This window comes from Streptomyces sp. NPDC016845, from assembly GCF_044332585.1.
In the GTDB taxonomy this organism is placed as follows: domain Bacteria; phylum Actinomycetota; class Actinomycetes; order Streptomycetales; family Streptomycetaceae; genus Streptomyces.
In genome coordinates, this window is record NZ_JBIRPI010000027.1 from 20,664 (window position 1) to 41,376 (window position 20,713).

Here is a 20,713-nt window from a genome sequence, read left to right on the forward strand (position 1 = left end):
GTCGTCCGTGCCGGTCGTATCGTCCAATGCGTTGCGTACGTCGAGATCTGTCCATGGCTCCGTGTGTGTCTTCGACGAGGTCGACTTCACCGGGCTGTCGGAGAACCGGCCGCTCTGGTTGCCCGGACTGTCCGCCGGGAAGGACGACCGAACCTCCGCGATTGTCAACGACTTCGGCTACCGCCTCCGTGTCTTCCAGTACCAGCCTCCGGCCGAGCTCGTCCGAGCACGCTGTACCGCGGTGCCCTTGGCCAGGACCGCTCCGTACCGCCGCAGTGTGCCGTCGGGTTCCCGCACGGCCGGGCCGAAGGACACCTCGCCGATCGTGGCGTCCAGCGCTACATGCCGGTCGGCGGGGCCGGAGGCGGCGAAGTAGGCGACCACCTCCCAGTCCCGCCGCCCGTGACGCGGTGTGCCCGCCGGGGACGTCCAGCACCACTTCGCCGGGCCGGTTCAGACTGCCGGTGCCGTCCCGGTCGACTTCTCACACCGTCTGTGCCGGTATTACAACGACCGTAGGTAGAGCTCAGGTCCTGGCAGGCGACCATCCCCATGTCCAAAACCTTGGCGGCTGTGTTGCTGGTGCCAGGCATGAGGTGGCGGTCGGTCCTGTAGGTGATGTCGATGCTCTTGTGGCCCATCCAGTCAGCGACGTCGGTGAGGGGGATGTGGTGGTAGCAGTGGAGGCGAAGAAGTGCCGCAGCCCGTACAGGACCATCGCCCTGGGAATCTTCACCTGGCTGGCCTTCTTGATCCGTTACCACTGGTTGGCCATGTAGTAGCTCGTAGCGTTGCGCAGCCCGCACCCGCTCGTCAGATCCGTGATCAGCCGGAAGGTGTCGTCGCCAGCGACGCGGATCGAGGCCAGCTGCTCGGCCGACGGAATGACCGCCCTGGCCGGGTCGTACTGCGGCGGTTGCACTCCCTCCAGCGGACTCGTCTCGTACAGGCCGAACCGGTGCGCGTCCAGCAGGATCGACCTCACCTTGTCGAACGTGTCGAATGGGTCGCCAGCCCGGCCACGGTCACGCTCCTTGAAGTAGGTGCCCATGCCGTGTGGCAAGTTCTTGCTCGCCATCGGTCGCCGACTCCCGAAGCCCAACGCTGACGGTTTGCTGACCGTCCGAGAGGTGGGGCCCCTCTGATGATGCGCAAGGGAGCCAAGTACTTCCTATGCGGTGGAACTTCACAGGACGGTCGCACCACGATATAGCGCAGGCGCGTGCGGACTGGATGGACGGTTCGCGCTTCGGTGAGGTGACGGGCTACGACGGGGACCGGCTGCCCGCTCCGGAACTGCCGTCCGTGCCCCTGAAAGCCCGGGGTCGGGCGCGCTGAACTGAGTGGCTCCGGAGTCCAGGGTGTGGTCTTGTGCGGCCAGGTCCGGCAAACCCGATGCCGACCCGATGCCGGCTTTCCGGACGGCAGGAGGGCGCCCGGGGCCCTTTCCGAAGTTGGACTGGTCGGGGTGAGTCCCGGGCGTCACAGGATCCGTGGGGCGGTGGCCGGGACGGCGAGCGGGCCTGCGGTGTTGGCCCAGTGGTGCAGGGCTTCGGTGTCGGGGAAGCGGGCCACGCTCCGGCTGTGGGGGTAGCGGGTGTACTGGTGGAAGAGCCAGTCGCTCTGGATGCGGGGCCGACCGGGCGGGACGTCGTCGGCGATCCACAGGCCGTCGGCGTCGAAGGCGCCGGAGTTGGTCTGCAGCCACAACTCGTAGGTGGCGTACAGGACGATCCGGCGGTGCGGGCGGAGTCTCTTCAGCCGCCGGATGAAGCGGTCCTTGTCCTGGCTGGTGGCACGGCGGCCGTCGGCGGTGGCGTCCCAGTCCACGATGAACACGTCGCCGTCCCGGTCCGGGATGCGGGAGAGGAAGTGGCGCACCTGGGCGCCGGGGTGGCCCGGCAGCAGGAAGTGACGGAAGCCGACCACAAGGCGGGCGCGGCGGGCGGTGCGGGTCTGGGCCTCCAGACGGGCGTTGGTGCGGGTGAGGCCCTCGGTCGCCTCCACGAAGACGAACGCGCAGTCGTCGGTGGGGTAGGAGGGCGGCTGGTAGGCGCCGACGTCGAGGCCGTGCAGCATCCCGGCTCCTTCCCGTCCAAGTAATGAGCGCTGCCCAGATGATGCCCGGCAGCGCCCGCGGCCACCCACGCCACCGGGTACGCATCATCGCCTGTGGTGCGAGGTGTGACGGTTGAGCGGACGCAGGGCCTGCAGCGCACGAACGACCGGCTCCGCTGATCTGGTCGAGGCCGAGGCCGAGGTCGAGGACGAGTGCCCGCGGTATCCGGGCGATGCCGGTGACCGTGGTCCGCTGGGCGTTGTCATCGGTGAGGGCGAGGATTCGCCCGGGGTCACGGCGGGCCGGACCCTGAGTGCCGGATTCCTACGTCCATGGAGACGGTATGCCGGTAACCGATCGACCTGACGGCCTAGGAGGCGATGGCGCGTGACGCGGGGCCCGGGCACAGTCAACGGCGGGGCCGGTCCGGCTCTTTACCCCGTCCGGGGGAGTACGGTAGCGGCGAGGGCCTTTCGCGTATCGGTGGACCGAACCGCGTGTGCCCTCCTTCCAGGGGCAGTCCGAGACCCCGGCCGCGCCGTTCGCACCGAGGTCTGAGGTCCCCCGCCATGAGGCTCATGTCCGACAGGTCCGCAACGGCTGTGCCGTCGACCGCTCGCACCGCTGTCCGTCGGTGAGAGCCGGCACAACCCGCACCACGCCGACCCGACCAGCGCACGCCATGGAGTGGACCGTGGCCGGATCGACGTCGGCCGCCGTCATCCGCCTTCTCGAGCTCCTCGGCCGCGTTCACGAGGTCCGCCGGCCGACGGCGGCCCGGAGCGCCGCTCGCCGGTCCTGACGCACTCGCCGCCCAAGAGCCACTTTCGCCGACAGGAGCCTGATGGCTACCGCCCAGGAACGTCCGCTTCCGCCGCACCCCCCCCCTGCTTCGTCTGCACCTGGCGCCCGACGGGGCCCTGCCCCGGGCCATCGACGGAGCTTGGTGGCCGCGTTCGTCCGACGTGCTCACCGAACTGCCGCAGCTCCTGGCCGGCCTGCCGCGCATCTGGGGTGACATCAGCAGCGTCACGGTCAACGGGGCGATGTGGTCCGTGGCACCCGGCCGGATGCTCGTCGCCAACCAGCTTGTCCGGCTGCACCGCAGTCCCACGGCGTCGGACCCGCACACCATCGTCCTGCTCAACCCCGGCCGAGGGCGCTGGGACCTGCTGGTGGTACCTCCGGACACACCGGCCGAAGCGGCTGCACTGCTCATGTCGCGTGCCGCGGGCGAGCACGTCTGATCCCCGGTGCCGCCGTCTTTCCGGTCCGGCTACCGGTCCGGCTACCGGCTCGGCTACCGGCTCGGCCGGCTGAGAGGGCACAGCGCGCTCCGCAGACGCGGGAGGCGCCCGCGGCGGGCGGGAGCGATGGTCCGCCGGGTCCGGGCGGGTAGCGGCACACCCCGGTACTCGCCGATCTTTCGGTGCTTGAGGCGGGCGTAGTGGCCGCTGGTCTGGTTGACCTGCGCGGTGACCCGGTAGACGTCGCGGGACACCAGGTCGGGGAGGTCGACCGCAGCGGCCTCGGCGTTGCGCAACCCGCACCCGCTCATCAGATCGGCGATCAGGAGGAAGGTGTCGTCTCCGGCTGTGCGCATCACGGCCGGCTGCGCGGTCGAGGGCATGACCGCCCTGACCTGGCTGTACCGCGGCGGCTTGACGCTCTCCAGTCGGCTGGTGTCATGAATGTCTGTCTCGAACCCGGACTCAGAGGTCTGGTTACCGGCTGCGTTTCAGTACTGGCTCTTGTAGAGGTGCGGGCACTTCGGCCACCTCGACCGGGCGGTCGCCGACTCCCGAAGTCCGAGGTTGACGGTTTGCTGACCGTCTGAGCTCTGAGGCGCCTCTGACCTGCGTAAAGCAGTCAAGTAATCTCTGTTTGGTGGAACTTCGTCGGCCGCAGCCACCAGGACATCGTCGAGGCCCGCCAGGAGTGGCAGGACGCCTCCGACCGACCGGTACGGCGCCGTCGAGGGCTACCCGGCGACCGGCTGCCCGCGCCCGCCCTGCCGTACGCCACGATCACCCCGCGCAAGAACCCGACCCCGCACCGAGAGGCCCCCGATGAGCGAGCCCACCACCCCGTCGACGCCCACCATCGAGCGCGTCGACGCACGTCACCGCTATGCGATCCGGGTCGACGGCGAGACCGCCGGATTCACCGCGTACCGCGACCGCGAGGACCGGCGGGTGTTCTTCCACACCGAGATCGGCGACGCCTACGCGGGACAGGGGCTCGCCTCGATTCTGGTGCGGGAGGCGCTGGACGACGTACGCCGTGCGGGGCTGCGTATCGTGCCGGTCTGCCCGTACGTGGCGAAGTTCCTGAAGAAGCACGAGGAGTACGCGGACATCACCGACCCCGTGACGCCCGAGGTGCTCGAGTGGCTGGACGGGCAGTTGAAGCGCTGAGCGTCAGCGGCCGCCAGGGGGTTCGCCCGCAGGCGGCTCCGAGCCGTCGGTGGAGTCGTTCTCGTTGAGGTCGAACACGCTCTCGCGCAGGGCGCGGATGACCCCGTCGAGCTCGGCGACCCCGCGCATGAGCCGGGTGTGCGCGGGGCCCTCGCCGATCATCGCGGCCGTGCTGTGCAGGCTGAGCCCGGCCTCGAAGATCTTGCGTACGACGCTCTCCCTGAGGTCGGCGGCGATCCGGTCCCGCTCGCGCGCCAGGGAGAGTTCGCGCACCTCCGCGTGGAGCGCGGCGTTGGCCACGAGCGACGCGTTGATCCGGTCCCGCAGGCCGTGCGCGGCCACCGCTATCAGCAGGCTGAGGACGCTCCAGAGGACCACGCGTCTGCCGATCACGGCGGCGGGTGTCTCCTGCACGATCGACGAGGCGGTCTGGACGGCCACGACCGCCGCCACCACGCACCCCGTCTCCCACCGGTGGTGGAAGAGGACCGACCAGATCAGCGGGACGAGGAGCACCAGGCCGAGCCCGGAGGCCGTGCCCGAGGCCACGATCAGCTGCAGGACCGAGACGGTGTAGACCAGCGGCACCAGGACCGGTGTCCAGGCGGGCAGCCGCTGCCACGGCAGCAGGAAGGAGCCCGCGCACAGCAGGAGGAGCGCGACGCTGGACACGTACACCGGCCAGGACTCGAAGCCCGCGCCCGGCACCAGGGCGCTGACGGCGGCCACCAGGGCGACGAACCCGAACGGTCCCGCCCGCAGCGCGAGGCCCGGCCGCCGGAACTGCCAGCCGACACCGGAGCCGTCGGGGCCGGTCAGTGCCTGCCAGGGATCGGTCGGTGACTTCACGACACACCCCCGTCGGGCCCGAGCGCTCAAAGGCCCTCACCGAAGGGCATGTGCGGCCGTGGCCCATCGTATCGACGCAACGTAACGACAGACAGGGATCGGGAAAGTCGTCAGGCGCGGTTGACGTTGGCGGTGAGCAGCCGGAGCAACCGCTTGGCCGTGGCGTCCTGTTCGGGCGTCAGGCCCATGGCCTCGCCGATGGCCAGGGGCACCGCCTCGGCCTTCTCCCGCAGCCGCGTACCGGCGTCGGTGAGGGTGATGGAGACCGAGCGCTCGTCGTCCGTGCGCCGCTGCCGACGGATCAGGCCGACCGCCTCGAGGCGCTTGAGGAGCGGGGAGAGCGTGCTCGACTCCAGCTGCAGCGCGGTGCCCAACTCCCGCACCGAGGCCGTGTGTTGATCCCACAGGACCAGCATGACGAGGTACTGGGGGTAGGTCAGCTCCAGCGCGTCGAGCAGGGGCCGGTACCGCGCGATGACGGAGCGCGAGGCGGCGTACAGGGCGAAGCACAACTGGTCCTGGAGGAGGAGTGAGCCCTTCGGCTCTGCGGCGTCGTCCACGACTGCGGTCCTTACGTCGGATTCCGGGCAACCGCTCACCCTACCCTTCCAGCCGCTCACTACTGTATACCGCTCGATTTAGTTGTGCGCGACTGAATCGAGCGGTACGTTTCTCTTGTCGCCGGACAGCCGCCCAGGCCGTCGGCACGATCGTCAGGAGCGTCCTCATGTCCGAGCCCGTAGCATCCGCCGCGTCCGTCACGCCCCCGGTCCTCGAACCCGCCGCCGCCGCGTTCGCCGAGGCCACCGCGAACCCGCCCTACCTCTTCGACCTCGGCCCCGTCGAGGGCCGCAAGACCGTCGACGAGGTGCAGTCCGGCGAGATAGACAAGCCGGAGATCGCCGAGGAGTGGGTCACCGTCCAGGGCGGCCCCACCGGATCGGTCCGCGCCCGCATCGTCCGGCCCCTCGACGCCCCGGCGACCCTGCCGGTGATCGTGTACGTGCATGGCGCGGGCTGGGTCTTCGGCAACGCCCACACGCACGACCGCCTCGTGCGTGAACTCGCCGTCGGCGCCCGCGCGGCCGTCGTCTTCCCCGAGTACGACCTGTCGCCCGAGGCCCGCTACCCGGTCGCCATCGAGCAGATCTACGCCGTCGCCCAGTGGGTCGTCAGCGAAGGCGCCGACAACGGTTTCGACACCGCCCGCATCGCCGTGGCCGGTGACTCCGTCGGCGGCAACATGTCCGCCGCGCTGACCCTCATGGCCAAGGAGCGCGGCGACGTCCCCCTGGTGCAGCAGGTGCTGTTCTACCCGGTCACCGACGCCTCGTTCGACACGCCGTCCTACCACCAGTTCGCCGAGGGGTACTTCCTGCGCCGCGACGGCATGCAGTGGTTCTGGGACCAGTACACGACCGACGAGAAGCAGCGCGCGGAGATCACCGCGTCACCGCTGCGCGCCACCGTCGAGCAGCTCAAGGATCTGCCCCCGGCCCTGGTCATCACCGGCGAGGCCGACGTCCTGCGCGACGAGGGCGAGGCCTACGCGAACAAGCTGCGGCAGGCCGGTGTCCCGGTCACCGCCGTGCGCTACCAGGGCGTCATCCATGACTTCGTCATGCTGAACGCGCTGCGCGGGACGCACGCGGCCGAGGCCGCCATCGGCCAGGCCGTCGCCACCCTGCGGACGGCCCTCGGCACGGCCTGACACACACCGCCTGACACGCACCGCCTGACACACACCGCCTAATACGCACCGCCTGATACACACCGCTTGGCACGCACCGCCCGACACACACCGGCTGACACGCGTGGCGGCCCGGACGGCACTGGTCTGCCGTCCGGGCCGCCACGTCATGAGTCCTGCTGGTGCCTACGGGACCCGCGCCACACCCACGTAGAAACCGGACAGCTCCTCACGCGGAGCGGGTGTGTCCTTGTACCACTTGGTGGCGGTGACCAGGCCCGGCTCGACAAGCTCCAGGCCCTCGAAGAACGGCTCGATCTCGTCCCGTGTCCGCATGCGCAACGGGATCTCGCCCTCGCGGTAGGTGGTCGTCACCGACTTCACCAGGTGCGGGTGCTCGTCGGTGGTGCCGTGCGAGAACATCAGGTAACTGCCCGAGGGCAGCGCCTCGACCAGCTTGCGCGTCAGGCCGTACGGGTCCTGGGCGTCGGTGATGAAGTGCATCAGCGCGATCATCGACAGGGCGATCGGCCGGTCGAAGTCGAGGAACTTCCGCGCGTGCTCCAGGATGACCGCGGGCTCGCGGACGTCGGCCTCCAGATAGTCGGTCGCCCCCGCCGGGTCGCTGACCAGCAGGGCCTCCGCGTGCCGCAGCACGATCGGGTCGTTGTCGGCGTACGCGATCCGCGCCGTCGGCACGATGGCCTGCACGATCTGGTGCAGGTTCGGCTTGGTCGGGATGCCCGTGCCGATGTCGAGGTACTGGTCGATGCCGCCCTGCGCCAGCCAGGCCGCCGCGCGGTGCATGAACGCCCGGTTGCGCATGGCGTTGAGCCGCGCCTCGGCGGGCAGCTTCTCCGCCACCTGCTGGTCGACGGGGTAGTTGTCCTTCCCGCCGAGCAGCCAGTCGTAGACCCGCGCCGGATGGGGCCTGCTCGTGTCGATACGACCTGTGGAGGACTGTGCCGTCATACGTGACTCCAGCGTGGGCGAGATGAGGTTGCGGCGATTATGCCACCGGAAAGGGTCCGCAACTGCCCCGCGCACGGCGGAGGTTGCTCACCGCGTTCACCGCGGAGGCCGCTCACTGCGGCGGTTGCTCACCGCGTTCGCCGAGGTGCCGCGATGAGTTCGCGCCGCTCCGGCGGTCTCCACTCGTGACAGGTGTGAACCAGGTGTGACCGATCCACGGTCGGGCGGGAGGCAGTCGTGCGGGATGCCGGTGTGCGGAGCGAGGTCTGGCGGATGGTGCACGCGGAGCGGGCGGCGCTCATCGACGACCTCGAGGGGCTCGACGCCGCGCAGTGGGAGACGCCCTCCCTCTGCGCGGGCTGGTCCGTGCACGACGTGGTCGCCCATCTGGTCGACACCGCACGCACCACACGCACACGTTTCGTCGCCGGTCTCGCGTGGGCGCGGTTCGACTTCGACCGGCACAACGAGCACGGGGTGCGACGTGAGCGCGGTGCCGCACCACGCGACACGATGGCGCGGTTGCGTGAGGTGGCGTCGCGGACGTCGACCCCGCCGGCTCCCCTCGACACCCGGCTCGTCGAGGAGGTCGTCCACGGTGAGGACATCCGCCGGCCGCTCGGCCTGGCGCACACGTATCAGCCGGAGGCCGTGGTCAGGTCGCTGCGTCTGCTGGCGCGCACCCCGGAGGCGTTCGGCGGCGCCAGACAGCTCACGTCCCGCATCCGGCTCACGGCGACGGACACCGATCTGTCGGTCGGTGACGGGCCGTCGGAGGTCACGGGCACCGCGCTGTCCCTGCTCATGGCCGTCTCGGGGCGGGAGGTCATGCCGCCCGGTCGCGGCGGTGAGCGGTGAACGGTCCCTCGCGGCGATCGCTCCGGTCGTGATCGCTCCGGTCGTGGTCGCTCCGAGCATGGTCGCTCCGAGCGTGATCGGTTCGGCCCTGCCCGGTCCGGCCGTGCCCGGTGACGAGCCGGAGATGGCGTCCGCGGTGACGGCCCGCCGGTGGTCGGGCTCCACCGCTCAAGCGGTCCTCTATCCGGTCCATGCAGAGCAGCAGCAGCCCCATGACGGGCAGCAGTGCGACAGCGACTATCAGCATCGGCGGCGTCCTCCCCGCGGCGTTACCTGCCGGTTGCCCGGCGCTGCGGCCTTCACGGATCCATCCGTGTGAAGGTCCCGCAACGGTCGGACGGCGGGGCGGCCAACCGGCCCCTTCGCGCGCGGCGTTGTCACCCGACGGGGGACGTTTCGGCGCAGGCGGCGCGGACATGTGGGAGGCAGAGTGAGCCGAGCGGAAAGGACCGCTGTGATGACCGACAGAGTTGTCCACCCCTACGACCCCACCCCCGCGCACACCACTGCCGCGCCCCTCACCCGGCCCGAACCCACTGCCGCGCCCCTCACCCGGCCCGAGCCCACCGGCTCCGGCCTCACCCACGCGGACCTTCTCGGCTACGCGGTCGAGGCGGACGACGGCTCGGCCGGCACCGTCGACGCCCACTCCGAGGAGGTGGCCCCCAACCACCTCGTCGTCGACACCGGCGGCCCGCTCCTCAGCAAGAAGGTCCTGCTGCCGCGCTGGGCCATCGCGCGCGTCGACGAGGCGAACCGCACCCTCCACGTGGCCCGCCCGCGCGACCTCGTCAAGGCGGCCCCCCTCTTCGACCGTGACATGCGCGTCACCGACCCGGGCTACCGCGCGCGGATCGACGAGCACTACCGCCAGGAGCAGCGACAGCACTGAGGCCAGGTCGCTCACGTTCGACGGCACCCGGACGGGGCACGCGGTGGGGGCGGCCGGACGACACGGCGGACATGCCGTTCGCGGCGACCGGCCGCAGTATGAGCGACAAGGAAGCGGAGGCAGCAATGAACCTGGTCAAGATCGCCTACAAACCGTTCGGCATCGGCCTCGGCATGGCGGCGGGTGCGGTCAGCGGCGCCGTCTTCGGGCAGATCTGGAAGCGGCTCGGGCACGACGACGACGCGCCCGACGCCACCGACGAGGAGCGCCAGTGGCGGGAGATCCTGCTGGCCGCCGCTCTGCAGGGCGCCATCTTCGCCGTCGTACGGGCGACCGTCGTCCGGGGCGGCGCGCGGACGACGAAGAAGCTGACCGGCGTCTGGCCCGACTGACCGCCACGCGCGAACGGAACGCAGAGACGGAACAGGAACGCGGAGGCGCAATGGCGCGGCGGCATCGAATGATCAAGGCGAGCCCGGCGGCGGTGTGGGCCGTTCTCGCGGACGGCAGCAAGTACGCGGACTGGGTGGTCGGCACGGAGTCGTCCGAGCCGGTGCGCGGGCAGTGGCCGGAGGTCGGGGCCAGCCTGCGCTACGAGGTGCAGCTGGGACCCGTGCACCTCACCAACGAGACGGTCGTCCGTTACCGCGAGGAGGGCTCCCTCCTCGAACTGGAGGCGAAGGCCGGCCCCCTCGGCACCGCGCGGATCTCCCTGCAGCTGCGCCCGTGGGGCGACGACTGCCTCGTGACGGTGGACGAACATCCGCTGAACGGGGCGGCGGGCGCCCTGCACAACTTCGGGCTGGAAGCCGTGATACAGCTCCGCCACCGCGCCATGCTCGCCCGCCTCGCCCATGTCTGCGAGGACGAACAGGCCCACCCCAAGAACGCCGAGGACGCCGCACGCTACCGGGCGAGCGGGGCACGTCATGCCTGACGCCGTGGTGATCGGGGCCGGGCCCAACGGCCTGGTGGCAGCCAACGTCCTCGCGGACGCCGGGTGGGCCGTGACCGTCCTGGAGGAGCAGCCGGAGCCCGGCGGCGCGGTCCGCCACGACCGCGGCGTCGACCCGGAGTTCGTCAGCGACCTCTTCAGTTCCTTCTACCCGCTCGCGGCGGCGTCCCCGGTCCTGAAGGGGCTGCGCCTCGACGAGCACGGCCTGCGCTGGAGCCACGCGCCCAGCGTCCTCGCGCACCCCCTGACCGACGGCCGGTGCGCGGTCCTCAGCCGCAGGGTGGAGGTCACGGCCGACTCCCTCGACAAGTTCTCGCCGGGCGACGGTGACGCCTGGCACCGGCTGCACGACGTCTGGGACGACGTCAGGCCGGACATCCTGAACGCGCTGTTCACCCCGTTCCCGCCGCTCAGGGCGGGCGCGAAGCTCGCCTACCGGCTCCGGTCGGCGGGCGGCCTGCGCCTGGCCCGTTCGCTGGTGCTCCCGGCCCGCCGCCTCGGCGAGGAGGAGTTCACGGGCGAGGGCGGCCGCATCCTCCTCGCGGGCAACGCGCTCCACGCCGACCTCGCGCCCGAGGCGTCCGGCAGCGGCGGCTTCGGCTGGCTCATGGCGATGCTCGGGCAGACCTACGGCTTCCCCGTACCGGTCGGCGGCTCCGGCGAACTCGTACGGGCCCTGATCGCACGCCTCGAGTCGTTGGGCGGCACCGTGCGGTGCGGCCGCAAGGCCGAGGAGGTCGTCGTGCGGGGCGGCCGGGCCGTCGGCGTGCGCACCGCCGACGGCGAGGCCGTGCCCGCGTCCCGCGCCGTCCTCGCCGACGTCTCCGTACCCTCGCTGTACGGGGGTCTGGTCGCGGCCGAGCACCTGCCGGCCCAGCTCGTCGACGACCTGCGCCGCTTCCAGTGGGACTTCGCCACTTTCAAGGTGGACTGGGCGCTCGACGGCCCGGTGCCCTGGGAAGCGCCGGAGGCCGCGCACGCGGGCACCGTCCACCTGGCCGACGGCGTGGACGAACTCACCGCGTTCGCCGCGCAGATCGCGATGGGGCAGGTGCCCGAGAAGCCGTTCCTGCTCTTCGGCCAGATGACCACCTCCGACGTGTCGCGCTCGCCCGAGGGGACCGAGTCGGCCTGGGCCTACACCCATGTCCCGCAGCACATCCGCGGCGACGCTGGCGACGAGAACCTGACCGGCTCCTGGGACCCGCGCGAGCAGGAGGTGATGGCCGACCGCGTCGAGCGGCAGGTGGAGCGCTTCGCCCCCGGCTTCCGCGGCCGGATCAGGGCCCGCCGCATCCTGGCGCCGCCCACCCTGCAGTCCCTCAACAGCAACCTGCACGGCGGCGCCATCAACGGCGGCACCGCCGCCATGCACCAGCAGCTCATCTTCCGGCCCGTGCCCGGAACCGGCCGCGCGGAGACACCCGTGCCAGGACTGTTCCTCGCCTCGGCGGGCGCCCACCCCGGCGGTGGCGTCCACGGCGCCCCCGGCGCCAACGCGGCCCGCGCCGCGCTGCGCCGCCACGCGCCGGCCCCGCTCGCCGCGGCCCAGCGCCTGCTGGCGAACCGGGACCGTACGGGCCGCAAGCGCTGATGAGCGACAGCCCGCTGACCGGCCGGACGGTCGTGGTGACCGGGGCCGCGCGGGGCATCGGCGCCGCCGTCGCCCGTGAACTGGCCGACCGCGGCGCCCGGGTCGCCCTCCTCGGCCACGAGAAGGCGCCGCTCGACCGGGTGGCGGACAGCTTGGCGACGCCCTCGCTGACGCTGGAGGTGGACATCACCGACACCGGGGCGTTGCAAAGCGCGGCCCACACCGTGCGGACCCGGCTCGGGCGGCCGTCCGCCGTCGTCGCCAACGCGGGCGTCGCGGAGGCCGGACCGCTGCGCACGGCCGACCCGGAGTCATGGCGCCGGGTCATCGACGTGAACCTCACGGGCAGCGCCTACACCGCGCAGACGTTCCTGCCCGATCTGCTGCACACCCGCGGCTACTACCTGCAGGTCGCGTCCCTCGCCTCCATCGGCGCCGTCTCCATGATGAGCGCGTACTGCGCGTCCAAAGCGGGGGTGGAAGCGTTCGCGCACGCGCTGCGGGCCGAGACCGCGCACCGCGGCGTCGCGGTCGGGATCGCCTACCTCAACTGGGTCGACACCGAGATGATCCACGACGCGGACGCCCACCCCGCGCTCAGCGACATGCGCTCCATGCTGCCGCCGCCCGCCCGCCGGATGATGGCGGCGGGCCCGGTCGGCGAGCGGCTCGCGCGGGCCGTGGAGGGGCGGAAGACCTCGGTCTACGCGCCCGGGTGGGTGCGGCTCGCGCAGATGGGGCGGGGGTTCCTGCCGCCCGTCATCAGCCGCCGGGCCCGCGCGCACTACGCACGCCTAGCGGCGGACCGGGCTCTGGAGCAGACGGGCCCGCTGGGCAGGGGCGGCCGCGCGGACCACACCCTGCCGGACAGGTAGACCCCGGTACTGGGATCCGGCGGACGGGCAGATCCATGTGGAGAACCTGGACGACTTCGCGCGGAAGGCGGAAGTACGCGCCGGAATTCGGCGTGGTGAAGGCGCAGGTGTGACGAAGGCCGCCCCGGCCCGGCCCGAGACGATGTCGGGCCGGGCCCTGTAGGCTCGTGGACCGTCGACCCCACTTTCGGACGGGAGGGTGCTGGGACATGCCCCAGAGTCTGCCCTTCCGCAGCGCTGAACACGTGGCGCAGGTCGCCTGCCGGGTCTCCGAACTGCTCGACGTGCTGTGGGGGCGCGGGCAGGAGGCGACTCCGGCGGGGCCGCTCCCGCCGTCACAGTTCCGGGCGCTCACGGTCATCGAGGAGCAGCAGGGGGTCAATCAGCGGGCTCTCGGCGAGGCGCTCGGGTCGCGCCCCTCCTCCGTGAGCCGCCTCTGCGACCGGCTCGAGGCAGCGGGCCTGGTGGAGCGGCTGGCCAGCGCCACCAGCCGCCGCGAGGTGGATCTGCGGCTCAGCCGCCGCGGGGCGGCCGTCCTCGACGATTTCCGGGCTTCGCGGGCGCGCGAGATCGAGGCGGTCCTGCAGTCCATGTCCCCGGCGCACCTGCGGACGCTGGCCGAGGGGCTCGAACAGTTCCAGGACGCCGCCGCGGCGCACATCGCGCCGAGCCCGGTGCCGGGCGAGGCCGGAGGATCCTCCGAAGCCATCGCCTGACCTCATCCGCTGCGAAGGCCGCGCCCGGGATACACTTCGTCAACAGTTGCCCCATGGCAATCGTTACTGTGCTTCTGCGTTCCCGCTCGGCTCGTAGGTGCGGAGCGTGGCCCCGCTCGGCAGCCGGCTCGACCCTCTGAAGAAGGCTGTCGTGAAGAATTTCCTCGCTGTGGAAAAGGCTGTCCGCAACGCCGCGCCGTTCGCGCTGCTCGACGCCATGCGCGCCGCGCTGACCGAGCACTACGGTGCCCTCCGCGTCGACCTGCTGATGGCCGACTACGGGCTCACCGTCCTGCAGCAGGTGACGGAGCTGCCGCACACCGCGCAGGCGCTCCCGCTCCGCGACACCCCGGCGGGCCGGGCGTTCGAGAGCCAGGACCCGCGCAGCCACGTCGTGCGCGGCGGGGGAGCGGTCGATCTCTATCTGCCGGTGACCGTGCACGGCGACAGACTCGGCATCCTCTCCGTGCGCGTGCCGGAACGAAGATGCACGCCCGAGGAGATCGAGGAGCTCACCGCCCTCGCCGAGATCCTGGGCCGCGAGATCGTCGTCGCCGACCGGGACACCGATGTCTACCTTCAGGCGCGCCGCGCCAACCGGCTGACCCTGGCGGCCGAGATGCAGTGGCAGCTCCTTCCGGGGCGGGCCTGCACCCGCGCCGAGTACGCGATCGGCGCGCAGCTGGAGCCCGCGTACGCCATCCACGGCGACAACTTCGACTGGGCCGTCACCAGCGAGGCGCTCACCCTCGCCATCACCAACGGCATGGGTGAGGGGATCGGGGCCGCGCTCCTGACCAACCTCGCCGTGAACGCGCTGCGCAACGCCCGCCGGGCGGGGATCGGCCTCGCGGACCAGGCGGCCCTCGCCGATCAGGCGCTGTACGCGCAGCACCGGGGCGAGGAGTACGTCTCGACCCTGCTGCTCTCCTTCGACCTGGAGACCGGGCGGGTGCAGGTGGTGGACGCCGGTTCGCCGCAGCTGTGGCGCCAGCGCGGCATGGCGGTGGAGCAGGTGCCCTTCGACGCCCAGCTGCCCCTCGGCATGTTCGAGGAGACCGACTACGTCGTACAGGAATTCGACGTTCGGCGGGGCGACCGGCTGCTGTTCGTCAGTGACGGCGTCTACGCGGCGCTGTCGGCGACGGGCGAGGAGTACGGCGAGCGTATGCTCGCGCGGGCGATCCAGCGCGCGAGCCTGCTGCCCGCGTCGGCTGTGCCCCGCGCGATCCTCCAGGAGCTGGCGGCGCACGTGAACGCGGTCGCCGACGACGACGCCCTCGTGGTCTGCCTGGACTGGTTCGGCCGCGCCGCAGAGGCATGAGTGCGGCGCTTCGCGGTACTCGCTCCGGAATCGTCCGCCTCGTTGGAGCGGGCCTGGTTGCCCCGGCACCCCCGCCCGTGCAACTGTTGCCCTATGGAAACTGTGACCGTCGGCGCTGACGCCGGGCTCTCGCAAGCTCGTTGTCCACAGCGGCGGTTGCTGTCCTGAGATTCCCAGCGAAGGGTGGTGGGGACCTGCACAGCGGGTCCCACGTGATGGTTTCCTCCACGGAGCCGATGAGCTCCCGAGGCGTAGAGGTCGACACGGCCGTCGGGCCGCGTAACCCGTACCCGACGGTCACCGTGGACCGGACAGGCCGCGTCCTGTCCCGCAACGAACAGGCCGGTGTGCTCCTTCCGGGGCTCGTCGCCGGCACGGCGCTCGCGGACGCGGCGCCCGCCTGGCTGGCCCAGGCGCACACCGCGGTGGCCGAGAGCGAGAACCCCGATCTGCCGGTGGCCTCGGGGCACATCGACGACCGGACGGTCGACGCCTTCCCCAGCCGCGGCGCGGACGGCGTAGTGTCCTGGTGGCTGGTCGACGACGGCGATCTGCGGTTCGCGCGCGAACAGCTGGAGAGCGAGCGCACCCGCTCGCGCGTCCTGCAAGAGGTCTCCAGCGAGCTTCTCGCCTCGCTGAACGCCGAGCGCTGCATGGAGGTGACCGCCCGCATGGCCGCACAGCACCTCGCGGACGCGGCGGTCATCGTCGGCGTCAGCTCCGGCCGCACCTACCCCGTCACCCGCTGCACCACCGGCAAGCCGGTGGTGCAGGAGCGGATCCCGCTCGACCCCTCCGAGCTGCCGGGCCTGTCGGAGGCGCTGCTCGGCTTCCCGCCGGTGCCCTCGCGCTGGATCGACCCGGCCCAGGTGCCCGCGTGGGCGATCCCGGCCGAGTTCGCGGCGGACGGCGGGCAGATCGGCTCGGTCGTCGTCGTGCCCCTGCCCGGACACGGCCTGCCGGCCGGCGCCATCGTGATGATGCGTCACAGCCGCGAGGCCGCGTTCACCGAGGCCGAGGAGGCGTTCGCCCGGCTCTTCGCCGCGCGCGCGGGCGCCGCCCTGTCGGCCGCCCGGATATACGCCGAGCAGTCGCACATCACCGACGTCCTGATGCGGGAGCTGCTGCCGCCCGTCCTGGAAGGCGTGCGCGGCGTCGACTTCTCCGGCCGCTACCGGGCCGCCGCCGCGGGCGAGCGGATCGGCGGCGACTTCTACGACGTCTACCCCGCCGACAGCGAGGACGCCGAGACGTTCGCCGTCCTCGGCGACGTGTGCGGCAAGGGCCTGGAAGCCGCCGTCCTCACCGGCAAGATCCGGAACACGCTGGAGGCGCTGCTGCCGTTCGCGCCGGACCACCACCGGCTGCTCACGCTCCTCAACAACGCGCTGCTCACCTCGCACCACACCCGGTTCGCCACGCTCGCCCTCGCCTCCGTGAAGCGGGCGGGAAGCCACGTGCGGCTCCGGGTCTCCAGCGCCGGGCACCCCACGCCGCTCATCGTCCGCAGCGACGGACGGGTCGAGGCGGCCGACACGATGGGCATGCTGATCGGCGCCCTGCCGACGGAGATGCTCAAGGTCACCACCGCGACCGTGGACCTCGCGCCGGGGGAGACCTGCCTGCTGTTCTCCGACGGCATCACGGAGGCGCAGGGCGGCCCGCTCGGCGACACCATGTTCGGCGAGCAGCGGCTGCGCCACGCTCTCGCCCAGTGCGCGGGGCTGCCCGCCGAGGCGGTCACCGAGTACGTACAGATGATCGCTTCCCGGTGGATCGACGGTGGTCCGCACGACGACATGGCCCTGCTGGCCATCACCGCGCCGCGCAACAATCACCTCACCGCGGTGGATGGCCATACTCGGGGCAGGTTTACAGCATGACGACAGGTGAGACGAGCGCGGGAACCTCCGCGCTGCCGACCTTCGGCGACCTTCGCGACCAGTTGTGGCGGGCGCTGACCGACTGCGACGACACGCACGCGGTCGCCCTCGTGCGCTACGCCGCGGGCGAGGGAACCGCCGGGCACGGGCCCGCGACGGCGGAGCGCGTGCTCCTAGAGCTGATCGCGCCGGTGCAGGAGCGGGTCGGCGTCGAGTGGGCGGCCAACAGGATCACGGTCGCGCAGGAGCACGCGGCGACCGCGATCAACGAGCGATGTATCTCCGCCATCGCCGACGCGGCCGCGCCGGCCCCGCACCGGGGCCGCCTCACGGTGGCGTGCGTGGACGGCGAATGGCACGCGCTCCCCGCCCGCCTGGTCGCCGAGGTCCTGCGCCTTCGCGGCTGGAGCGTCGACTACCTGGGCGCGCAGGTCCCCACCGAGCACCTGATCGCCCACCTGCACCAGCGCACCCCGGACGCCGTGCTGCTTTCCTCCTCCATCCCCTCGCACCTGCCCGCCGCGCACACGGCGATCAGCTCCTGCCAGACCACCGGCACCCCCGTCATGGCCGGCGGCGCGGCGTTCGGCCCGGACGGCAGGTACGCCCGCCGGATGCAGGCGGTGTGGGCGCCGGACGCGCTCAGCGCCCACGCGCTCCTGGAGAAGGGGCTGCGGCGCCCCACGGTGGAGGCGGCCCGGCTGCCCGACCTGGATCTGCCGCATCTGTCCGACCAGGAGTACACCCTGGTCAGACAGACGAAACGGCGGCTGGTCAAACAGACTCTCGCCGATGTCGAGGAAGCCTTCCCGCCGATGCGCTCGTACACCGAGCTGCAGATGGAGCGCACGGCCGAGGACATCGACCACATCGTCACGTACCTGATCACGGCGCTCTACGTCGACGAGGCGGAACTCTTCGGGACGTTCGTCGCCTGGACCGCCGGCATCCTCCAGGCCCGCGGCGTCCCCCCGCAGTCCCTGCTGCCCGCCCTGGACTCGCTGCTGCGGCAGCTGACCGACTTCCCGCGCGCCACCGGCATCCTGACCGCGGCCCGCACGACCCTGACCGTCCCCGGACCCGGGCAGCACGCATGACCACATACGCCGCTCTGCACCTCACCGCCTCCGGACCGAGTGACGGAGTGCTCACGCTCACGGTCGAGGGGGCTTTGGACTACGACACCAGCGGATACTTCACCGACCACGTCGGACGCGCCCTCATGGACCACTCCGGCATCCGCGTCCTGCGACTGGACTGCTCCGCTCTGAGCGGCGTCGACTCCATGGGGCTGTCCACACTCCTCGGCCTGCGCCGCCGCCTCGACACGTCCGGGGCGAGCCTGCGGATCGTCGAGCGCTCGGCGCGCCTGGACCGCCTCCTCACCATCACCGGCACCTTCGACTACCTCGTCGGCGCCGAGGAAGCGGCGCAGAAGGAACCGGAGTCGGCCGGCGCCGCGTCCGTCGCCGAGGCGGAGTCCGGCTCCGTCTCCGGTGACGAGCAGCAAGCGCGGCAGCGCCGGTGAGCGCCCGCACGTCGCGTGCGGCGCACTGGCTCCTGCCCCTCGTCCTCCTTGTCGTCTGGCTCGGCGTCGGCGGCACGCTCGGACCGTACGCGGGCAAGCTCGGCGAGGTCGCCACCAACGACCAGGCGGCGTTCCTGCCGCGCAACGCCGAGTCGACCCGGGTGATCGACGCGCAGAAGGCCTTCCAGCAGGACGAGACGCTGCCCGCGATCGTCGTGTGGACCGCCGACGACAAGGGCAAGGTCACGGCCGAGCAGCGGGAGCGGGCCACGCGCGCACTCGCCGGACTGCGCGGTACGCCCGGAGTGGTCGGCCAGGTCTCGCCCGCGGTGCCCTCGGACGACGGCAAGGCGCTGCAGGGCATCGTCCAGCTCCGGCCCGACCTCGGTGACGAACTCGCGCCCACGATCGACCGGATCGAGGACGCGGCGGCCAAGGCGCCGGGCACCGGCGTGGCCGTCGCCGGACCGGCCGCCAGCCAGGCGGACCTCTCGGGCGCCTTCGCCGGGATCGACGGGCTGCTGCTCGTGGTCGCGCTCGTCACGGTCCTGGTGATCCTGCTCCTCGTCTACCGCAGCGTCCTGCTGCCCTTCGTGATCATCCTGGGCGCGGTGTTCGCCCTCGGTGTCGCCTGCGCGGTCGTCTACGCCCTCGCGGACCACGACGTCGTCCGCGTCGACGGACAGGTGCAGGGCATCCTCTCGATCCTCGTCATCGGCGCGGCCACCGACTACGCGCTGCTCCTGACCGCCCGCTACCGCGAGGAACTCGCCGCGCGCACCGACCGGTTCGCCGCGATGCGGGCCGCGCTGCGCCGCTCGGCCGGGGCGGTCGTCGCGAGCGCCGCGACCGTCGCCCTCGGCCTGCTCGCCCTCCTCCTCAGCGACCTCACCAACAACCGCGCCCTCGGCCCGGTCGGCGCGATCGGCATCGTCTGCGCGGTCCTGTCCACCCTGACGTTCCTGCCGGCCGTACTGGTGCTGCTCGGCAATGCCGCCTACTGGCCCGCACGTCCGCGGTCGGCCGACGCGGAGGACGGCGGCGGCAAGGGTCCGTGGCCGCGCATCGCGCACGCGGTGAAGACCTCGCCCCGCAGGATCTGGGCGATCGCGCTCGGCGGGCTCCTCGTGTGCGCGGCGTTCGCCCCCACCCTCAACTCCAAGGGCGTGCCGCTCGACGAGATCTTCGTCAACGACGCCCCGTCGGTCGCGGCCCAGGAGACCCTGGCCGAGCACTTCCCCGGCGGCGCGGGCAACCCGGCCGTCGTCATCGCCGAGGCGGACCGCGCGCGCGAAGTCACCACGCGGGCCGAGGAGACGAAGGGTGTGGCGAGCGCGGCGACCTTGAACAAGCAGGGCAGGCCCGGCGGCGGCCCCGCCCGGGTCGTGGACGGCGAGATCCGCGTCGACGTCACGCTGGAGGACCCCGCCGACAGCGACGCGGCCAAGGCCACCATCGCCCGCCTGCGCACCGCGCTGCACTCTGTCGACGGGGCCGACGCCCTGGTCGGCGGCTACACGGCGCAGCAGTACGACACCCAGCACACCGCGGAACGGGACCGGACGCTGATCGTGCCCGTCGTCCTGCTCATCATCCTGGTCATCCTGATCGGGCTGCTCCGCTCCCTGCTGATGCCGCTGCTCCTGGTGGCGACGGTCGCGCTCAACTTCGTCGCCACTCTGGGCATCTCGTCGCTGGTCTTCACGCACCTGTTCGGCTTCACGGGCACGGACGCGTCGGTGCCGCTGTACGGGTTCGTGTTCCTCGTCGCGCTCGGCGTGGACTACAACATCTTCCTGATGTCCAGGGCCCGCGAGGAGTCGCTGGTCCACGGGGTGCGCGACGGCATCCTCAAGGCCCTCGTCGCCACCGGCGGGGTGATCACCTCGGCCGGTGTCGTCCTCGCCGCGACGTTCGCCGCGCTCGGCGTGATCCCGCTGGCGTTCCTTGTGCAGATCGCGTTCATCGTGGCGTTCGGCGTCCTGCTCGACACCCTGGTCGTACGGTCCCTGCTCGTCCCCGCGCTCGTACGGGACATCGGGCCGAAGGCGTGGTGGCCGGGGCGCCTGAGCCGCGGGGACAAGTAGAGAGAGGCGGCGGG

21 protein-coding genes and 3 pseudogenes are annotated in these 20,713 nt (G+C 71.8%); 17 read left to right on the top strand and 7 right to left on the bottom strand.

What is annotated here, in order from left to right; all coding sequences use genetic code 11:
• Positions 1 to 204: 204 nt before the first annotated feature.
• Positions 205 to 484 (bottom strand): annotated as a pseudogene (locus tag ACH4RC_RS36840) (hypothetical protein); the annotation flags it as partial.
• 273 nt (positions 485 to 757) lie between these two features.
• On the bottom strand, positions 758 to 1,078 hold the full coding sequence (locus ACH4RC_RS36845) for a hypothetical protein (protein ID WP_398208601.1): 321 nt from the start codon (positions 1,076 to 1,078) through the stop codon (positions 758 to 760).
• An 89-nt stretch (positions 1,079 to 1,167) separates the two neighbouring features.
• On the opposite strand from ACH4RC_RS36845, the pseudogene ACH4RC_RS36850 reads away from it, so the two are divergent.
• A pseudogene (locus tag ACH4RC_RS36850) lies at positions 1,168 to 1,338 on the top strand (pirin family protein); the annotation flags it as partial.
• Positions 1,339 to 1,482: 144 nt separating this feature from the next.
• Here the strand turns inward: ACH4RC_RS36850 and ACH4RC_RS36855 are convergent.
• Positions 1,483 to 2,079 (bottom strand): GH25 family lysozyme, encoded by a 597-nt coding sequence (locus ACH4RC_RS36855; protein ID WP_398208603.1) that lies wholly within the window; start codon positions 2,077 to 2,079, stop codon positions 1,483 to 1,485.
• Positions 2,080 to 2,674: 595 nt separating this feature from the next.
• Between ACH4RC_RS36855 and ACH4RC_RS36860 the strand changes: the two are divergent.
• Together ACH4RC_RS36860 and ACH4RC_RS36865 are read left to right on the top strand one after the other, a co-directional pair.
• A pseudogene (locus tag ACH4RC_RS36860) lies at positions 2,675 to 2,861 on the top strand (acyl-CoA desaturase); the annotation flags it as partial.
• A 130-nt stretch (positions 2,862 to 2,991) separates the two neighbouring features.
• On the top strand, positions 2,992 to 3,306 hold the full coding sequence (locus ACH4RC_RS36865) for a DUF5994 family protein (protein WP_398208707.1): 315 nt from the start codon (positions 2,992 to 2,994) through the stop codon (positions 3,304 to 3,306).
• 53 nt (positions 3,307 to 3,359) lie between these two features.
• Here ACH4RC_RS36865 and ACH4RC_RS36870 read toward each other — a convergent pair whose 3' ends face one another.
• On the bottom strand, positions 3,360 to 3,662 hold the full coding sequence (locus ACH4RC_RS36870) for a hypothetical protein (protein WP_398208605.1): 303 nt from the start codon (positions 3,660 to 3,662) through the stop codon (positions 3,360 to 3,362).
• A gap of 466 nt (positions 3,663 to 4,128) precedes the next feature.
• Here ACH4RC_RS36870 and ACH4RC_RS36875 point away from each other — a divergent pair, with 466 nt between their 5' ends.
• Entirely contained in the window at positions 4,129 to 4,476 is a 348-nt protein-coding gene (locus ACH4RC_RS36875; protein WP_398208607.1) for a GNAT family N-acetyltransferase, read from the top strand.
• Between the two features lie 3 nt (positions 4,477 to 4,479).
• On the opposite strand, the gene ACH4RC_RS36880 is transcribed toward ACH4RC_RS36875, so the two are convergent.
• Positions 4,480 to 5,325, bottom strand: a complete 846-nt coding sequence (locus tag ACH4RC_RS36880) for a hypothetical protein (protein WP_398208609.1) — start codon at positions 5,323 to 5,325, stop codon at positions 4,480 to 4,482.
• 110 nt (positions 5,326 to 5,435) lie between these two features.
• Positions 5,436 to 5,885, bottom strand: a complete 450-nt coding sequence (locus tag ACH4RC_RS36885; protein ID WP_398208611.1) for a MarR family winged helix-turn-helix transcriptional regulator — start codon at positions 5,883 to 5,885, stop codon at positions 5,436 to 5,438.
• A gap of 167 nt (positions 5,886 to 6,052) precedes the next feature.
• Between ACH4RC_RS36885 and ACH4RC_RS36890 the strand changes: the two genes are divergently transcribed.
• Entirely contained in the window at positions 6,053 to 7,036 is a 984-nt protein-coding gene (locus ACH4RC_RS36890) for an alpha/beta hydrolase (protein ID WP_398208613.1), read from the top strand.
• A 165-nt stretch (positions 7,037 to 7,201) separates the two neighbouring features.
• Here the strand turns inward: ACH4RC_RS36890 and ACH4RC_RS36895 are convergent, their stop codons facing one another.
• Entirely contained in the window at positions 7,202 to 7,987 is a 786-nt protein-coding gene (locus ACH4RC_RS36895; RefSeq protein WP_398208615.1) for an SAM-dependent methyltransferase, read from the bottom strand.
• A 273-nt stretch (positions 7,988 to 8,260) separates the two neighbouring features.
• On the opposite strand from ACH4RC_RS36895, the gene ACH4RC_RS36900 reads away from it, so the two are divergent.
• The 12 genes from ACH4RC_RS36900 to ACH4RC_RS36955 all read left to right on the top strand — a co-directional run bounded on the left by ACH4RC_RS36900 (position 8,261) and on the right by ACH4RC_RS36955 (position 20,699).
• The gene (locus ACH4RC_RS36900; RefSeq protein ID WP_398208709.1) at positions 8,261 to 8,845 is read left to right on the top strand and encodes a maleylpyruvate isomerase family mycothiol-dependent enzyme; all 585 of its coding nucleotides are present in this window, start codon (positions 8,261 to 8,263) and stop codon (positions 8,843 to 8,845) included.
• A gap of 457 nt (positions 8,846 to 9,302) precedes the next feature.
• Positions 9,303 to 9,737, top strand: coding sequence for a PRC-barrel domain containing protein (locus tag ACH4RC_RS36905; RefSeq protein ID WP_398208617.1), 435 nt, complete (start codon positions 9,303 to 9,305; stop codon positions 9,735 to 9,737).
• Between the two features lie 125 nt (positions 9,738 to 9,862).
• Positions 9,863 to 10,129: a DUF4235 domain-containing protein gene (locus tag ACH4RC_RS36910; RefSeq protein WP_398208711.1), complete on the top strand. Its 267-nt coding sequence runs from the start codon at positions 9,863 to 9,865 to the stop codon at positions 10,127 to 10,129.
• A gap of 50 nt (positions 10,130 to 10,179) precedes the next feature.
• On the top strand, positions 10,180 to 10,674 hold the full coding sequence (locus tag ACH4RC_RS36915; RefSeq protein WP_398208619.1) for an SRPBCC family protein: 495 nt from the start codon (positions 10,180 to 10,182) through the stop codon (positions 10,672 to 10,674).
• Positions 10,667 to 12,286 (top strand): phytoene desaturase family protein, encoded by a 1,620-nt coding sequence (locus tag ACH4RC_RS36920; RefSeq protein ID WP_398208621.1) that lies wholly within the window; start codon positions 10,667 to 10,669, stop codon positions 12,284 to 12,286. The genes ACH4RC_RS36915 and ACH4RC_RS36920 overlap by 8 nt, the downstream gene beginning before the upstream one ends.
• The gene (locus ACH4RC_RS36925; protein WP_398208623.1) at positions 12,286 to 13,161 is read left to right on the top strand and encodes an SDR family oxidoreductase; all 876 of its coding nucleotides are present in this window, start codon (positions 12,286 to 12,288) and stop codon (positions 13,159 to 13,161) included. The genes ACH4RC_RS36920 and ACH4RC_RS36925 overlap by 1 nt, the downstream gene beginning before the upstream one ends.
• Before the next feature lie 209 nt (positions 13,162 to 13,370).
• Positions 13,371 to 13,877 carry a MarR family winged helix-turn-helix transcriptional regulator gene (locus tag ACH4RC_RS36930; protein ID WP_398208625.1) on the top strand — a complete coding sequence of 169 codons (507 nt, stop codon included), beginning with the start codon at positions 13,371 to 13,373 and terminating at the stop codon, positions 13,875 to 13,877.
• 217 nt (positions 13,878 to 14,094) lie between these two features.
• The gene (locus ACH4RC_RS36935) at positions 14,095 to 15,201 is read left to right on the top strand and encodes a PP2C family protein-serine/threonine phosphatase (protein ID WP_398208712.1); all 1,107 of its coding nucleotides are present in this window, start codon (positions 14,095 to 14,097) and stop codon (positions 15,199 to 15,201) included.
• A 236-nt stretch (positions 15,202 to 15,437) separates the two neighbouring features.
• Complete coding sequence (locus ACH4RC_RS36940; protein WP_398208626.1) at positions 15,438 to 17,084, top strand: PP2C family protein-serine/threonine phosphatase; 1,647 nt, start codon at positions 15,438 to 15,440, stop codon at positions 17,082 to 17,084.
• Positions 17,081 to 18,181 carry a B12-binding domain-containing protein gene (locus tag ACH4RC_RS36945; RefSeq protein WP_398208628.1) on the top strand — a complete coding sequence of 367 codons (1,101 nt, stop codon included), beginning with the start codon at positions 17,081 to 17,083 and terminating at the stop codon, positions 18,179 to 18,181. Before ACH4RC_RS36940 ends, ACH4RC_RS36945 begins: the two co-directional genes overlap by 4 nt.
• The gene (locus ACH4RC_RS36950; protein ID WP_398208630.1) at positions 18,178 to 18,612 is read left to right on the top strand and encodes an STAS domain-containing protein; all 435 of its coding nucleotides are present in this window, start codon (positions 18,178 to 18,180) and stop codon (positions 18,610 to 18,612) included. The genes ACH4RC_RS36945 and ACH4RC_RS36950 overlap by 4 nt, the downstream gene beginning before the upstream one ends.
• Positions 18,609 to 20,699: an MMPL family transporter gene (locus ACH4RC_RS36955; protein WP_398208631.1), complete on the top strand. Its 2,091-nt coding sequence runs from the start codon at positions 18,609 to 18,611 to the stop codon at positions 20,697 to 20,699. Before ACH4RC_RS36950 ends, ACH4RC_RS36955 begins: the two co-directional genes overlap by 4 nt.
• The last annotated feature ends 14 nt before the right edge of the window (positions 20,700 to 20,713 follow it).

Coding starts and splice junctions, on each gene's coding strand:
- ACH4RC_RS36925 (WP_398208623.1), top strand. CDS start 12,286: ATGAGCGACAGCCCGCTGACCGGCCGGACGGTCGTGGTGACCGGGGCC.
- ACH4RC_RS36855 (WP_398208603.1), bottom strand. CDS start 2,079: ATGCTGCACGGCCTCGACGTCGGCGCCTACCAGCCGCCCTCCTACCCC.
- ACH4RC_RS36845 (WP_398208601.1), bottom strand. CDS start 1,078: ATGGCGAGCAAGAACTTGCCACACGGCATGGGCACCTACTTCAAGGAG.
- ACH4RC_RS36945 (WP_398208628.1), top strand. CDS start 17,081: ATGACGACAGGTGAGACGAGCGCGGGAACCTCCGCGCTGCCGACCTTC.
- ACH4RC_RS36895 (WP_398208615.1), bottom strand. CDS start 7,987: ATGACGGCACAGTCCTCCACAGGTCGTATCGACACGAGCAGGCCCCAT.
- ACH4RC_RS36940 (WP_398208626.1), top strand. CDS start 15,438: ATGAGCTCCCGAGGCGTAGAGGTCGACACGGCCGTCGGGCCGCGTAAC.
- ACH4RC_RS36950 (WP_398208630.1), top strand. CDS start 18,178: ATGACCACATACGCCGCTCTGCACCTCACCGCCTCCGGACCGAGTGAC.
- ACH4RC_RS36900 (WP_398208709.1), top strand. CDS start 8,261: ATGGTGCACGCGGAGCGGGCGGCGCTCATCGACGACCTCGAGGGGCTC.
- ACH4RC_RS36905 (WP_398208617.1), top strand. CDS start 9,303: ATGACCGACAGAGTTGTCCACCCCTACGACCCCACCCCCGCGCACACC.
- ACH4RC_RS36935 (WP_398208712.1), top strand. CDS start 14,095: ATGCGCGCCGCGCTGACCGAGCACTACGGTGCCCTCCGCGTCGACCTG.
- ACH4RC_RS36930 (WP_398208625.1), top strand. CDS start 13,371: ATGCCCCAGAGTCTGCCCTTCCGCAGCGCTGAACACGTGGCGCAGGTC.
- ACH4RC_RS36910 (WP_398208711.1), top strand. CDS start 9,863: ATGAACCTGGTCAAGATCGCCTACAAACCGTTCGGCATCGGCCTCGGC.
- ACH4RC_RS36875 (WP_398208607.1), top strand. CDS start 4,129: ATGAGCGAGCCCACCACCCCGTCGACGCCCACCATCGAGCGCGTCGAC.
- ACH4RC_RS36870 (WP_398208605.1), bottom strand. CDS start 3,662: ATGCGCACAGCCGGAGACGACACCTTCCTCCTGATCGCCGATCTGATG.
- ACH4RC_RS36890 (WP_398208613.1), top strand. CDS start 6,053: ATGTCCGAGCCCGTAGCATCCGCCGCGTCCGTCACGCCCCCGGTCCTC.
- ACH4RC_RS36915 (WP_398208619.1), top strand. CDS start 10,180: ATGGCGCGGCGGCATCGAATGATCAAGGCGAGCCCGGCGGCGGTGTGG.
- ACH4RC_RS36920 (WP_398208621.1), top strand. CDS start 10,667: ATGCCTGACGCCGTGGTGATCGGGGCCGGGCCCAACGGCCTGGTGGCA.